This is a genomic window from Rhodoferax sp. P2_H8_2 (genome assembly GCF_056403235.1).
Window position 1 is genome coordinate 305,070 of sequence record NZ_JBFUFW010000004.1, and the last position, 13,646, is coordinate 318,715.

Sequence of the window (13,646 nt, forward strand, 5' to 3'; positions counted from 1 at the left end):
CGAGACGTGAGTGGATCAGCCTTGGGCGGAATTGTGCTTGGCTTTGGCCAGTGGCATCCAATGCAGCAGGCCATACAGCAGCGACAGAACGATGCTCACCCACAGCGGGCCGGGATAGGTTTTGATGTACTTGAACGCGATCAGCATTTCCAGCGCATGGACTGCCAGAAAAGCCAAAGCCAGCGTCTGAATGACAGGGCCTGCGCCATTGGGGAAGGTCCATAGCAGGCTGGCCAGCGCCAATGCGTACAGTGCGATGCAACCGGCTTTGAGAACTGTATTCATGAAGATGTTTCTCGGTTAAAGATGTTCAGTTGTTGGAGGTCGTGATTTGGTGCCGCGCACGCGCCCGCATGCGTTGGCCCAGGTTGCTGAACCAGCGCGATGCGCGGGTAGGAAACAGACGGAACAACAGATCCATGAACTTCGCGTCTGCGCCAATCAGTACGCGGGTCTTGCGTGACTCAATCGCTTCGATGATCACGGCAGCGGCCTCTGCGGGTGTGGTGCGGGCCAGCTTGGTGAAGTTGTCGCGCATTTCCTGGTCCGAATCAGCCACCATGCTCACATCGGTGATGCGTGCCTTGTTGGCGATGTTGGTCTTGATGCCGCCGGGGTGCACACACAGCACATCAATACCGTCGCTGCGCAGCTCTTCGCGCAGCGCATCGCTAAAACCGCGCACCGCGGCTTTGCTGGCGTTGTAGATGCTTTGTGTGGGGATCGAGATCATTGCGAAGATGCTGGAGGTATTGACCAGCACCGTATCCGGTTTGCCGCGCATCAATGGGATAAAGGCCCGGCAGCCGTGCACCACGCCCCAGAAGTTGATGTTCATCAGCCAATGCGCATCGTCGATCTGTAGTTTGTCCACTGGTGACAGCAATCCTACGCCTGCATTATTGATGACAATATCGGCTCCATAGCCCGTGGATATTGCGTAAGCAGCTAGCGATTTGATAGCATCTTCGCTTCCGGTGTCGGTTGCTTGTATGTGGCATTGCGCGCCCAAAGCCTGCGCCGCACGCTGCACGCGGGCCAAACCCGCTGCATCAATATCTGCCAACAGCAGCCGCGCGCCGCGTTGTGCCAAGGCCAGCGCCAACGCTTCTCCAATGCCCGATGCCCCACCGGTGATCACAACGGATTTGCCTTGTATGGGTCTTGCGTTCATTGCAGCGTGCTCCGGTGGGTATTCCTACTGCCCATGGGCAGACTGAACAGCATGCCATCTTCGCCTATTTTTAACCGGCTGGAGAACCCTGAAGAACGGGCTTTCATGGGGTAATTACCAAGCGGGTAAGCACCGACGAGAGGGCGCTTCTCCAGTGTCTAGAATTTGCTGCAAAACCAGATGGCCGACCCAATGAATGCCGTACTCCATGGGGAGTGCGAGCTATGGCCACAAGACGAAGTTGGATCGTATGAATGTTATTCACGGCATATTCAAGTTCTTTGACAAATGCCCGGCTGAAGCCCCTGAACTCAGCCTGGAGCGCGTACAGAGCGCCATGCGCTCGGCCTTGGAGCGCTACTGCGACGCAATCGACCAGTCGCTGGACACCAGAATCAGCCGCGCGAGCAATCTGGATGATCTCTGGTACCTGCGGCCCAATCTGATGCGGGCCATTGCGTCGCACAGAGGCGAGTCCGTCGCGCAGACCGTCCTCGCAGAAATCACCCGATTGTTTGAATGGCCGGCCCAAAAAGCCGCTTTGATGCGGCGATAAGCTTGGCGGCGCCCACCGGATTCGGGCGTTCAACACTCAATACTGCGGTTGGTACTTGCGGATCGCCGCCTTGACGTCAGCAGTCAACGCAAAGCCTGGACCATAGGCCTTGGCCAGCTCAGCGGAACGCGCCTCAAAGGCCTCGATCCCCATGCCATAGATGAACTGCATCGCGCCACCGGTCCACGCCGGAAATCCGATGCCGAAGATCGAGCCGATGTTGGCGTCGTGCACGCTGGTCAGCACGTTCTCGGACAGGCAGCGGGCGGTCTCTACAGCCTGGCGGTACAGCAGCCGGTCTTTCAGGTCGGTGATGTTCCACTGCGCATCTGACTTTTCGAACAGCCCCTTGAGTTCAGGCCACAGGAACTTCTTCACACCTTTCTCTGTGGGGTATTCGTAGAAGCCTGCACCACCGGCGCGGCCGGGGCGGTTATGTTGCTTGACCATCTTCTCGACGACCAACTCGCCCGGTGTCGCGGTGTAGGTCTTGCCCTCGGCTTCGAAATCTTTCTTGGTCTGGTCCATCACATGCAGCGACAGGGTGAGGGCGGTTTCGTCCAGCACGGCCAGTGGGCCGACCGGCATGCCGCACTGGATGCCAGCGTTTTCAATCGCTGCGGCGGGGATGCCTTCGCCCAGCATCGCGGCGCCTTCCATCACAAAGGTGCCAAACACACGGCTGGTGAAAAAGCCGCGCGAGTCGTTGACGACGATGGGGAACTTGCCCAGCGTCTGCACATAGTCGTAAGCGCGCGCCACGGTCTCGTCGTCGGTCTCCTTGCCCTTGATGATCTCCACCAGTTGCATCTTGTCGACGGGGCTGAAGAAGTGGATGCCAATGAACTTCTTCGCATCGCGGCTGGCTTTAGCGAGACCAGTGATCGGCAGCGTGGAGGTGTTGGAGGCGAAGAAGCCACCTGCGGCCAACAGGGGCTCGGTTTCCTGCGTGACCTTGGCCTTGAGCTCGCGGTTCTCGAATACGGCTTCGATGATCAGATCGCAACCCTTCAGGTCGTCGTTCGACGCGGTGGCCTGGATGCGGCCCAGGATTTCGGCCTGCACTTCGGGCTTCATGCGGCCCTTGTCGACGCGGCCTTGCGTGATTTTGGCGGCGTAACCCTTGCCGGTGTCGGCCTTCTCCTGGCTCACGTCTTTCAGCACCGTCGCGATCCCCTTGCTCGCTTGCGAATACGCAATGCCAGCGCCCATCATGCCGGCGCCCAGCAGGCCGACCTTGGCGGGCTTGAACTTGGCGATTCCAGCGGGGCGACTGGTGCCGCTCTTGATCGCGTTGAGGTTGAAGAAGAAGGTGTTGATCATCGCCTTCGCGTTAGTGCCAGTCATCAGCTTGGCGAGGTAGCGACTCTCGATGCGCAGCGCGGTCTCGATGTCTACCTGCAGGCCTTCGACCATACAAGCCATGATGGCTTCGGGCGCGGGATACAGGCCGCGGGTCTGCTTCTTGATCATGGCCGGGGCCACGGGCAGCATCTGCGCCACGGCCGGATTGCTTGGCAGGCCGCCAGGTACCTTGTAACCTTTGACTTCCCATGGGTGTTGGGCAGTGGGGTTGGCCGCAATCCACGCCAGCGCCTTGGTCTTCATCTCGGCTGCGGCGTTGTCGCCGGTCGCGACCAGGTCATGCACCAGGCCCAGGCCTTTGGCGTCTGCCGGCGAAAACAGCTTGCCTTCGACCAGATAGGGCTGCGCGCCCATCAGGCCCAGGTGGCGCGTCATCTTGGTCACGCCACTGGCGCCGGGCAGCAAGCCCAAGGTCACTTCGGGCAGGCCAAACTGGATCTTGCGGTCATCGATGGCGATGCGGTGGTGGCCGATCAGCGCCACTTCCCAGCCGCCGCCCAGCGCCGTGCCGTTGAGCAGGCTGACCACGGGCTTGCCCAGGGTCTCGATGGTGCGCATGTTCTTCTTCAGGTGCTCGATTTCCGTGAACGCGGTAGTTGCATCGGAAGGCTTGAGGCGCATCGCAGCTTTCAGATCGGCACCGGCAAAGAAGGTGGATTTGGCCGATGCCAGCAGGATGCCTTTGATCGCGTCCTTGTCCTTCAATACCTGCTCGGTGACGGCTGTCATGTCTTCCTGCCACTGCAGGCACATGGTGTTCACGGGCGAGTTAGGTTCGTCGAAGGTGATGGTGGCAATGCCGTCAGCCAGGGAATATTGGATAGTTTTCATGTTGGAGTCTGCTATTAATTGAGGAGCTGCTCACGCCTGTACTACGGGCGCTGGAGGCCTATTTCGTTTAAATTCTCTCGACAATAGTCGCAATGCCCATGCCGCCGCCCACGCACAGCGTGGCCAGGCCGTAGCGCAGCTTGCGGCGATGCAGCTCGTCAATCAGCGTGCCCAGAATCATCGCGCCGGTGGCGCCCAACGGGTGGCCCATCGCAATCGCGCCGCCGTTGACGTTGACCTTGTCGTGCGGCACTTTCATCTCTTTCATGAAGCGCATGACGACGGCGGCAAACGCTTCGTTCACTTCAAACAGGTCGATCTGGTCGATGGTCATACCTGCCTTGGCCAGTGCCTTGCGCGTCGCTGGCATCGGGCCAGTCAGCATGATGGTCGGGTCAGCGCCGGAGAGAGCCGTCGCGACGATGCGTGCGCGCGGCGTCAGCTTCTGCGCCTTGGCCGCAGCGTCATTGCCGATCAGCACAGCCGCTGCGCCGTCCACGATGCCGGATGAGTTGCCCGCGTGGTGCACATGGTGGATGCGCTCGACCTGCGGGTAACGCGTGAGCGCGACCTGATCGAAGCCCATGCCGCCCATTTGTTCAAAGGCGGGCTTCAGGCCGGCTAGGCCTTCGAGCGTGGTGCCGGGCTTGATGAATTCGTCTTTGCCCAGAATGGTTTGGCCCATGAAATCCTTGACCGGCATCACCGACTGATCGAAGTAGCCCGCGGCCTGCGCCTTGGTGGCGCGGCGTTGGGACTCTAGCGCGAACGCATCTACGTCGGCGCGGGTGAATCCCTCCAGTGTGGCGATCAGGTCAGCGCCAATGCCCTGTGGCACAAATGCAGTTTGCGAATTGGTTTCCGGGTCCATCGCCCAGGCGCCGCCGTCGGAGCCAATCGCCACACGGCTCATACTCTCCACGCCACCGGCGACCACCAGGTCTTCCCAGCCAGAGCGCACTTTTTGTGCGGCCATGTTGACGGCTTCCAGGCCCGAGGCGCAGAAGCGGTTGATCTGTACACCCGATGCCTGGAAGTCCCAGCCCGCCTTCAGTGCCGCCACTTTGGGGATCACCGAGCCCTGGTCGCCCACCGGCGAGACCACGCCCATCACCACGTCGTCGACCATCGCGGTGTCGAACTTATGACGCTGTTGCAGATCGGTCAGCAGGCCGGCGAGCAGCGTGACGGGTTTGACTTCGTGCAGGCTGCCGTCTTTTTTACCCTTGCCGCGGGGCGTGCGGATGGCGTCGAACACATAGGCTTCGGTCATGGGAAAACTCCGTGGAGAAAATTAAGCAGGGGATTGCGCAATGGAATGCCTTTTCAGGCCCGGATGCAGTATATTCTTTTTACCAAGCAATTGCTTTGTATAAATACCAGTTCCCAATATCTGCTTTCTGTCGAGGTGTCCCATGATTGAACGAACCATCTTCTCTTCCGACCACGAATCCTTTCGCGACAGCTTTCGCAAGTTTGTCGAAAAGGAGATCGTTCCGTTCCATGCCGATTGGGAAGAACAGGGCTATGTGGACCGCGCGGTCTGGAACAAGGCGGGTGACAACGGCTTCCTCTGCATGTCCATGCCCGAGGAATATGGCGGGTCTGAGGCTGACAAGCTGTTCTCGGTGATCCAGTTCGAAGAGATCTCGCGCGCTGGCGTAACCGGCATTGGCTTCAGCCTGCACAGCGAAATCGTCGCGCCTTACATCCTGCACTACGGCACACCGGAGCAGAAGGCCAAGTACCTGCCCAAGCTGGCATCCGGCGAGATGATTGGCGCGATTGCGATGAGCGAGCCTGCTGCAGGCTCCGACTTGCAGGGCATCAAGTCCACAGCCATCCAGCAGGCCGACGGCAGCTATTTGCTCAACGGCAGCAAGACCTTTATCACCAACGGCTGGCATGCCGACCTGGTGGTGGTCGTCGCCAAGACCAACCCGGCGGCGGGTGGCAAGGGCACCAGCCTGATTCTGGTGGAGCGCGGCATGCCGGGTTTCAGCGTCGGCAAGCGTCTGAAGAAGATGGGCATGAAGGCGCAGGACACGTCCGAGCTGTTCTTTGACAACGTCAAGATTCCCGCAGAGAACCTGCTGGGCGGCGCGGCCTATGAGAACAAGGGCTTCATCTGCCTGATGGAGCAGCTGCCGTGGGAGCGCCTGCAGATTGCGATCAGCGCTGTGGCAGCTGCGCAAGCCGCGATCGACTGGACCGTGGACTATGTGAAAGAGCGCAAAGTCTTTGGCCAACCCGTCGCCGCGTTTCAGAACACCCGCTACAAGCTGGCCGAAATGCAGACCGAAGTGCAGGTGGCGCGCGTGTTTGTCGACAAGTGCTGCGAGCTGGTCAACGTGGACAAGCTCGACACCGCGACGGCCAGCATGGCCAAGTACTGGACGACAGACTTGCAATGCAAGGTGATGGACGAATGCGTGCAGCTGTTCGGAGGCTACGGCTACATGTGGGAATACCCGATCACCCGTGCCTATGCCGATGCGCGTGTGCAGCGCATTTACGGCGGCACCAACGAGATCATGAAGGAAGTGATTACCCGGTCCATGGGCTTGAGCGGGAAGTAGAAGGAACTGGGCTATGTGGGCCGACGAACAGTAACCCGGGCCACGAAACCTTATCGTCTTCCTGAACAACGCAGGAACACACCATGCTCGACTACTCCATCATGAAGCCAGAAGGCATTCTGGTGCTCAAGGTTCACACGCCGCTGAGTGCGCAGGACTTCTCTGCGCTAGGTGCGGCCGTGGATGCCTATTTGTCTGATCACCCCAAACTGCACGGCGTATTGATCCATGCCAAGACATTCCCCGGTTGGGACTCGATAGCGGGGTTCGGTGCACATCTGGATTTCATCCGTGCGCATTACAACAAGGTCGAGCGTGTCGCCCTTGTCACGGACAGCCACATGGCAGATGTGGCGCAATCGCTTGCAAAATATTTTTCGGCGGCACAAGTGCGCCACTTTGCATTTGCTGAGGATGGCACCGCATTGGACTGGCTGCAAAGCGACTAGCGCGGATTCCTCTTTCTACCTTCTTCCAGAAAGCGATTGATCCGATTGAGCATGCCATCCGGAAAACTGCGGCTGCAAAACATGTGGCGGTAGTCTCCGCGTGGGCTGTCTTTGGGTTGGTAGCTTTCCAATGCCTCTGCGCCCGCTGCGGACATCGTGCGGTGGTAGTTGATTACCTCCGGCTCAAGAATCGTGGCATCGCCATGCTTGATATCCAGCATCTTGATGATGGAGGCGGCATCGTTTGCGTAGTCCAGCTTGGCGCTTGCATTCTTGATCAGCGCATCCACGTATTCGCCGTACGAGCGCCCACGAATCAGTACAACTGTTTTGCCAGGGTCGGAAAGAAGGGCTTTCAAATTCAGGCGTGGTGCTTTGGCGGACAAGCCTCTTGCCAAAAGCACTTCCAGCGGCTGATTGCGAAAGACCGGCGCACTGAATTTGCCAAGCTTCTGAAGCGCTGCGGTCTTGTAAATACCGACGGCACAGACAGGCGTTGTGCTGTTGGCTATCAACAGCTTCTGCCGCAAATTGGGTACTTCTTGCCACTCAGCCGGAACGCCCGCTTTGCGAAAGGCGTCTCGCACAGGCGTCAAAGACAAGCCGCCCGGTGAGCCATCCGGCAACTTCATCTTGAACGGTGGAATGACGTTGTAGTAAAGCACTACAGGTTCGGCAGCGAATACATGCAATGCGATCCAGCAGAGTGCGGTGACCGCCAGCTTTTTTTGTATTTTCCAACGTCTCATAGATTCATACTCTTCACTCACAGGCCAACTCACAAGCGGACTTACCCTGACAACTTCTGCTTTGCATCCTGCAACCCACGGGGCACAATGGCTGCAGACAGCGCAAGCCCTGCCGCATGAAATTCCCATTCAAACCCCATGGAAGCTACCAGGCCAAGATCGAAGGCCGGATACTGATTGCGCACAGCCAGGGCACCTGGAACCTGGAGATGTACTACGAGTCCGCGCGCATTGTTGCTCCGTTGATCAAGGAATTGAACCTGTCCGGCCCCTGGGCGTATATGGTGGTGATCGAAGAGACCGTGCTGTACCACAAGGAAGTACTGGATAAATCCGGCGAATGGGTTCGCACCAAATACGCCAACCAGTTGGTCGCCGCGGCGTGGGTCATGGCGCCGGATCTGGAAGGTTATTCATTGCTCAAGCCGGCGTATGCCAAGGCATACCACGGCCACATTCCCTGCGAAGTTTTTCACACCGAGCAGGAAGCCAAGGACTGGCTTACCCCGCAGATTGCTCTGCGCTGAATGGTGTTTCAGGCGGTACGGTGTCTGTCGGTGCAGCGGGTTGCTGCGCTTTGGACAGCAGGGTCTGAATCCATGACTGCACCTGACCGGACGCCAGAAGGCTGGTCAGCAGCGCAGGCCCGAGGGTGTTGACCATGGTTGGGCGAAACAGCCAGCGCCAGGGTTTTGCCCAGACCAATACCGCACCAGCGGCCACAGCGCCTGCAACGAGCGCAACCGGATAGCGTTGGGCAAGCGGTTGCAATGAAGCTTGCTTCCACCATGTTCCAAGTGCATCCATCAGTTCACCCGTGCCGGGCATGACGGTTTTCAATATATCCAGCGGACTGGAGCTCCCCGTCAAGAAAGCTTCAAGGGGCGAATCGGGTTGTTTGGCATTTTCTGCAAGGGCCACACGCAGGCGCTCGCGCGACAGGGCCAGGCGTTCACCGGGGGTCAACAAGGGCGCGCTCATGGAGTGCCCATGGTGCGCAACATTGTCAAATCCGCTTGCAACTGGCGGCGCAGTTCGGCAAAGGCCGCATCTTGCGCAGAACCGCCGCTACGGGCCATCACTCCGCAAATCAAGGCCAACACTGCCGGTGTCAGCGGTACCAGAATCACAGCCCAGGGTACAGGCTGCATCGCAGGAATCAAAATGGACCACAGCAATGTGGATACCCCGGCCAACACTGCCGCTACACCCATGAAACACAAGGCCAGCGCCCCCAGAATGGTGCGGCGCTTGATGGCCTGTGCTTGTGTCGCAAGCTCTGTTCCGATCAGCTCGCCATAGGCATGCACGTGGCTGCCCAACAGCTCGGGCTGGGTTGCAATCAAACGGATGAGCGGGTGCAGCATGGCAAGACTTTTCGGAAATGGAAAGTCTTTACTTTAATGCGTACGTGAGCGGCTGACCAGTCCGACCAGTGCCATCAATGCGGCGCCGGTAGCGGCTGCAATCAGCACGGCCTTGATAGGATCGTTCTTGATGTAGCGCACGGTCACATCGCCGGTGTGCTCAGCGGTCTTACGCAGTTGTTGGGCGCTGTCCTGAACAGCAGTGAGTCCGCGGTGGGCGAGGGTACTGGCTTGTTCTTGCAGGTGGGTAGCGGTGGAGGTAGCAGTCATGAGGGTCCTTTCGGTGGTGGAGGGGATTGGGCACTGGATGAAGTGCTTGGATTTCATTGTCCCGGTGCATGGCTTTAAACGGAATCAGCCAAGCACCCGTCCCTCTGTAGGACCACGCTGACACCCATGCCTCAGACAGTCTGGTCGCTGGACTCTGGCAACCGCACCTGGATCAGCGTGCCGCGTCCCACCGCGGACACTACGGTCAGTACACCGCCCTCTGCTTCTACCCGAAAGCGCATGCCAACCAGCCCATAGGCCGATGTGGGTTTGATCTGGGTGTCAAAGCCGGCCCCATCGTCACGCACAGACACTTCTACCAGGCCTTCTTTCATGCCCAGCGCAACCCACACCTGGCTGGGTCGCGCATGCTTGGTGATGTTCGTGATGGCCTCCTGAACCAGCCGGTAGACCATCAGCTCGGCGTTCGCTTTCAACAGGACGGGCTCCAGCGTGCTGTGGACTTGTACGTCGGATTGCGCCGCAAACTCCCCCAGCAAAATCTCCAGCGTGGCCACCAGACCCAGGTTGCTCAGTGCGGAAGGGCGCAAGTCTTCAATGATGCGCCGGCCCAGTGCAATGCCTGTGTTGAGTGTGGCGACCAGATGGGCCAGCAGTTCCAGCGACTCGGGTACAGATCCGGCGCCTGCCAGCCTTGAGCGTATGCGGGCTGCATCCAGCTTGGCCGAGGTGAGCAGCGCGCCCAGGTCATCGTGCAGATTGCGCGCCAGGCGGTGGCGTTCGTCTTCGCGCGCGGTTTGCAGATGGTGCGTCAGCTCGGTGAGTTGGGCCGTACGCTGGCGCACTTCAATCTCCAGTCGGTCGCGCTCGTCTTGTGCGATGTGTTGAACGGCCTGCTGCTGGCGTATCAACGCGAAGCTTTGGCGCAAATACATCACCAATGCCAGCAGGCTGATCGCGCTGAGCAAGGCCACGCCGACGCGACTGAGCATCAACGTGCGATAGACATCGTCCTGGCTGACCTTGCCGCGCGCGCTTTCCAGGTCCAGCAATTGGTCACTCAGCTTGCGGATGGTCTCCATCTGCGCATCGTCGTTGTCTTCCAGCGTAATGCGCCGGCCCGCGTCGTGCAGGCGGATCGTCTGCGCCAATTGGGCCAGCAGCCGGTCGCTCACCGTATGCAGTTGGGCCAAAACCCCGGTGGCGGCATCATCCTGGTGGTAGCGATCCTGCAGAAAACTGAAGGTGGTCTCCAGATCGGTCAGGGCCTTGTTGTAGGGCTGCAGGTACTCCCGGCGTTGGGTCAGCAGGTAGCTGCGCTGCGCGGTTTGCGCGGCCAGAATGCTTTGGCGCATGCCCTGAATGTCGGTACGCGCAGCGCCAGTGGCAGTGATCAGGTTGAGGTTGCGCACCGAATTCCAGTACGCCGCCTCGCTGATAAACACCATCGCGACGGCCGCGACCATGGCCAGCAGGAAGACCACGGGTCTGCGTTTGACGAGCTTAAATACGTTCATTTGCAGTTACCCAAGGCGAAGTGTGGGATCATGCCCTGCAAAGGGCCCCATAGCATGATTCGAATCGCCATCGTTGATGACCATGCCATGGTTAGGCTGGGACTGCGCCAGTTTTTTGCCGACCAGGCTGATTTCGAGGTTGTGGCCGAAGCGGCGAATGGCCGCGACGCGCAGGAAATCGTGCGCAAAGGTGGCGTGGATGTGCTGCTGATGGACATTTCCATGCCGTACCAAAGTGGTGTGGATGCCCTGGCGGCGATCAAGGCGCGCGCACCCGAGCTCCCTGTGCTGATTTTGAGTGGCTTTGCCGAAGAGCATTACGCCACCACGCTGCTGCGCCAGGGGGCCAGTGGCTACCTCAACAAAGACTGCGACCCGGAAGAAATCGTCAAGGCCATACGCACCGTGATGCGCGGGCGTAAGTACATCAGCGCCGCAGTGGCGGAGCGGTTGGCCGATGGTGTGGGCGGAGAGGGCGATCAAGCGGCGCATGCGCAACTGTCCGAACGCGAATTGCAGGTCTTTTTGCGGCTGGCCCGTGGCGAAGTCGTAGGCGAAATGGCCGTCAGCATGTGCCTGAGCATCAAGACGGTCAGCACCTACCGCACGCGGGTGATGGAAAAGATGAAGCTCGATTCCAATAGCGACCTGACGTATTACGCGCTGAAGAACGGCATGATCCAGTAGCCCCCTTCATGGCGCTGCTTCCAGGCTGCTGTCCTGCGGAAGCGAATTGCAATAGTCAATCAGCGCATCAATCTCGTTGGATTTATCGAATACCCGGTGCGCGCCCATTTCCAGGCACTTGCGCCGTATATCTGCGGTCGCGTAGTTGCTCAGGACCACGATGGCACGGGGTGGGCCTTGCATATTCTGCGTTGCACGCAATACGCCCAAACCTGATCCACTCTTCAAAAAAATATCGACGATGACCAGATCGACCGGGTGGTTTGTGCCTCCCAACCACTGGATCGCAGTCATCTCGGTTTCACAGCTACCCACCACCTTGACAGGTGTGAGCTCTTCCAGGGTGGCGACCAGGCTGTCCCGGATGACCTGGCTGTCTTCAACGATAAAGGTCTTGAGCACGTAGAGGACCCCGGTTGTGTGTTGAGCACCAGTATGCGCTTTAAGCCGGGCGCTATGTGTCGGCAGTAGTGCCGCACCTTTGCAGGACTAGTCCTACAAGTTCAGCTGAATGTAGGACGCCGACTACGCCATCTCGCGGCCTTGTCCGCTAGGCACAGCAGGGCAGCACGACGAAGATTCAGTCACGTTCCCTGCATACATCCACGGTGTGTTGCGAGGGCCTTTAAGTCACATAAGGAGCCACCATGACAACACTTTTCAAAACCATGCTCGCAGCTAGCGCGCTGGCCATTGCAGCGCAAGCAAGCGCACAAATCATTTTTTATGAACACCCGGATTTCCAGGGCAAATCGATAACCACCAGCAAGCCGCTGGACAACTTCACACGCTCGGGTTTCAACGACCGTGCTTCGTCAGCCATTGTGTTGCATGACCGTTGGGAAGTCTGTAACGACATCTATTACGGCGGTCGTTGTGTGGTGCTGCGCGAAGGCCGTTATCCATCGCTGATTGCGATGGGCCTGGATGACCGCGTTTCATCAACCCGCGAAGTGCACCGCGAAGCACGCTTTGACGATGCCCGCTATGCACCACCGCCAGTGATGCCGGTGTATGACAGCCGTCGCCGCGGTGGCGAACGTCTGTACCAGGCCAATGTGACTTCCGTGCGTGCCGTGGTCGGACCGCCTACCCAACGCTGCTGGATGGAGCGTGAGCAAGTGTCTCAAAACAAGCCCAACGTGGGCGGCGCATTGGCCGGCGCGTTGATCGGTGGTGTCTTGGGACACCAGATTGGCAGCGGCAGCGGACGCGACATAGCCACCGTGGGTGGTGCGGTGGTTGGTGGAGCGATTGGCTCCAATGCCGGTCGTGACAACACCCCCATCACACGGGATGTTCAGAAGTGCGCCACAACCGCCAATCAGGGTCCACCTGAATTCTGGGATGTGACCTACAACTTCCGCGGCCAGGAACACCGCATGCAGGTGACCACGCCTCCGGGCAGCACCATCACCGTCAACGGACGCGGCGAGCCTCGCGCGTAATCCGGAACTCATTTTTTAACCACGAAAGGAACGACCATGAACTGGGATCGAATCGAAGGTAACTGGAAACAACTCAAGGGCAGCGCCAAAGCCAAGTGGGGCAAGCTGACCGATGACCACCTGGATGTGCTGGCAGGCCAGCGCACCCAAATGGCCGGCAAGATTCAGGAACTGTATGGCATCAGCAAGGACGAAGCTGAAAAGCAGTTGTCCGAGTGGCAAGCCTCCGTCCTGGACAAGATGGACGATGTCAAAGCCCCGCGCAGCAAGGAGTAACACCATGCTTTACACCATTGCCTGCGTCCTGATCGTCCTGTGGTTGCTGGGTCTTGTGACCTCTTACACCGCAGGCGGATTGATCCACATCCTGCTGGTCATTGCCGTAGTGGTGGTTCTGCTGCGGATCATCCGCGGCGAGAAACCTTTCTAGTACGCATAGAAATCACTTTCTTCAACGTAAAGGAAACATCATGACAACACGTAACACATTGGCGGTCAGTACCGCCGCCCTGGCCCTGGTTCTGGGCCTTGCTGGCTGCGCCGGAATGTCGGACCGCGATCGCAACGTCGCTATCGGTGCCGGTGTTGGTGCAGTCGCTGGATCGGTCTTGACCGGTGGCAGTGGCGTTGGCACCGTTGGTGGGGCCGTCGCTGGTGGCGTGATCGCCAACGAAGTTGAAAAGAAGAAATAAG

19 protein-coding genes are annotated in these 13,646 nt (G+C 59.0%); 9 read left to right on the forward strand and 10 right to left on the reverse strand.

Annotated features, from left to right (window positions below):
• Positions 1-15 precede the first annotated feature (15 nt).
• Both AC1DV6_RS09935 and AC1DV6_RS09940 read right to left on the reverse strand, forming a co-directional pair.
• The gene (locus tag AC1DV6_RS09935) at positions 16-285 is read right to left on the reverse strand and encodes a hypothetical protein (protein WP_477977297.1); all 270 of its coding nucleotides are present in this window, start codon (positions 283-285) and stop codon (positions 16-18) included.
• Between the two features lie 25 nt (positions 286-310).
• Positions 311-1,174, reverse strand: coding sequence for an SDR family NAD(P)-dependent oxidoreductase (locus AC1DV6_RS09940; RefSeq protein WP_477977298.1), 864 nt, complete (start codon positions 1,172-1,174; stop codon positions 311-313).
• A gap of 250 nt (positions 1,175-1,424) precedes the next feature.
• Between AC1DV6_RS09940 and AC1DV6_RS09945 the strand changes: the two genes are divergently transcribed.
• Positions 1,425-1,730, forward strand: coding sequence for a hypothetical protein (locus AC1DV6_RS09945; protein ID WP_477977299.1), 306 nt, complete (start codon positions 1,425-1,427; stop codon positions 1,728-1,730).
• Positions 1,731-1,766: 36 nt separating this feature from the next.
• On the opposite strand, the gene AC1DV6_RS09950 is transcribed toward AC1DV6_RS09945, so the two are convergent.
• On the reverse strand, positions 1,767-3,926 hold the full coding sequence (locus AC1DV6_RS09950; protein ID WP_477977300.1) for a 3-hydroxyacyl-CoA dehydrogenase NAD-binding domain-containing protein: 2,160 nt from the start codon (positions 3,924-3,926) through the stop codon (positions 1,767-1,769).
• A gap of 67 nt (positions 3,927-3,993) precedes the next feature.
• The gene (locus tag AC1DV6_RS09955; RefSeq protein ID WP_477977301.1) at positions 3,994-5,199 is read right to left on the reverse strand and encodes an acetyl-CoA C-acetyltransferase; all 1,206 of its coding nucleotides are present in this window, start codon (positions 5,197-5,199) and stop codon (positions 3,994-3,996) included.
• A 142-nt stretch (positions 5,200-5,341) separates the two neighbouring features.
• On the opposite strand from AC1DV6_RS09955, the gene AC1DV6_RS09960 reads away from it, so the two are divergent.
• Both AC1DV6_RS09960 and AC1DV6_RS09965 read left to right on the forward strand, forming a co-directional pair.
• Positions 5,342-6,505 (forward strand): acyl-CoA dehydrogenase family protein, encoded by a 1,164-nt coding sequence (locus AC1DV6_RS09960; RefSeq protein WP_477977302.1) that lies wholly within the window; start codon positions 5,342-5,344, stop codon positions 6,503-6,505.
• Positions 6,506-6,588: 83 nt separating this feature from the next.
• On the forward strand, positions 6,589-6,954 hold the full coding sequence (locus tag AC1DV6_RS09965; protein ID WP_477977303.1) for a SpoIIAA family protein: 366 nt from the start codon (positions 6,589-6,591) through the stop codon (positions 6,952-6,954).
• Here AC1DV6_RS09965 and AC1DV6_RS09970 read toward each other — a convergent pair.
• Positions 6,951-7,703: a hypothetical protein gene (locus tag AC1DV6_RS09970; RefSeq protein ID WP_477977304.1), complete on the reverse strand. Its 753-nt coding sequence runs from the start codon at positions 7,701-7,703 to the stop codon at positions 6,951-6,953. The genes AC1DV6_RS09965 and AC1DV6_RS09970 overlap by 4 nt on opposite strands.
• Positions 7,704-7,819: 116 nt before the next feature.
• Between AC1DV6_RS09970 and AC1DV6_RS09975 the strand changes: the two genes are divergently transcribed.
• Complete coding sequence (locus AC1DV6_RS09975) at positions 7,820-8,230, forward strand: hypothetical protein (protein ID WP_477977305.1); 411 nt, start codon at positions 7,820-7,822, stop codon at positions 8,228-8,230.
• Here the strand turns inward: AC1DV6_RS09975 and AC1DV6_RS09980 are convergent.
• The 4 genes from AC1DV6_RS09980 to AC1DV6_RS09995 form a co-directional block, all read right to left on the reverse strand.
• A complete protein-coding gene (locus AC1DV6_RS09980) occupies positions 8,205-8,684 on the reverse strand; it encodes a hypothetical protein (protein WP_477977306.1) in 480 nt (159 codons plus the stop codon). The genes AC1DV6_RS09975 and AC1DV6_RS09980 overlap by 26 nt on opposite strands.
• Positions 8,681-9,070, reverse strand: a complete 390-nt coding sequence (locus tag AC1DV6_RS09985) for a phage holin family protein (RefSeq protein ID WP_477977307.1) — start codon at positions 9,068-9,070, stop codon at positions 8,681-8,683. The genes AC1DV6_RS09980 and AC1DV6_RS09985 overlap by 4 nt, the downstream gene beginning before the upstream one ends.
• 33 nt (positions 9,071-9,103) lie before the next feature.
• On the reverse strand, positions 9,104-9,340 hold the full coding sequence (locus AC1DV6_RS09990) for a hypothetical protein (protein WP_477977308.1): 237 nt from the start codon (positions 9,338-9,340) through the stop codon (positions 9,104-9,106).
• 131 nt (positions 9,341-9,471) lie between these two features.
• Entirely contained in the window at positions 9,472-10,818 is a 1,347-nt protein-coding gene (locus tag AC1DV6_RS09995) for a CHASE3 domain-containing protein (protein ID WP_477977309.1), read from the reverse strand.
• A gap of 54 nt (positions 10,819-10,872) precedes the next feature.
• Between AC1DV6_RS09995 and AC1DV6_RS10000 the strand changes: the two genes are divergently transcribed.
• On the forward strand, positions 10,873-11,505 hold the full coding sequence (locus AC1DV6_RS10000) for a response regulator (RefSeq protein WP_477977310.1): 633 nt from the start codon (positions 10,873-10,875) through the stop codon (positions 11,503-11,505).
• Between the two features lie 6 nt (positions 11,506-11,511).
• Here the strand turns inward: AC1DV6_RS10000 and AC1DV6_RS10005 are convergent, their stop codons facing one another.
• Entirely contained in the window at positions 11,512-11,907 is a 396-nt protein-coding gene (locus tag AC1DV6_RS10005) for a response regulator (protein ID WP_477977311.1), read from the reverse strand.
• A 245-nt stretch (positions 11,908-12,152) separates the two neighbouring features.
• Here AC1DV6_RS10005 and AC1DV6_RS10010 point away from each other — a divergent pair, with 245 nt between their 5' ends.
• From AC1DV6_RS10010 to AC1DV6_RS10025, 4 genes are read left to right on the forward strand one after another with little or no spacing between them, the layout of a single operon-like run.
• Complete coding sequence (locus AC1DV6_RS10010; RefSeq protein WP_477977312.1) at positions 12,153-12,953, forward strand: beta/gamma crystallin-related protein; 801 nt, start codon at positions 12,153-12,155, stop codon at positions 12,951-12,953.
• 36 nt (positions 12,954-12,989) lie between these two features.
• Positions 12,990-13,229 (forward strand): CsbD family protein, encoded by a 240-nt coding sequence (locus tag AC1DV6_RS10015; RefSeq protein WP_477977313.1) that lies wholly within the window; start codon positions 12,990-12,992, stop codon positions 13,227-13,229.
• A gap of 4 nt (positions 13,230-13,233) precedes the next feature.
• Positions 13,234-13,383 (forward strand): lmo0937 family membrane protein, encoded by a 150-nt coding sequence (locus AC1DV6_RS10020; RefSeq protein WP_477977314.1) that lies wholly within the window; start codon positions 13,234-13,236, stop codon positions 13,381-13,383.
• 40 nt (positions 13,384-13,423) lie between these two features.
• Positions 13,424-13,645: a glycine zipper 2TM domain-containing protein gene (locus AC1DV6_RS10025; RefSeq protein WP_477977315.1), complete on the forward strand. Its 222-nt coding sequence runs from the start codon at positions 13,424-13,426 to the stop codon at positions 13,643-13,645.
• Position 13,646: the final 1 nt, after the last annotated feature.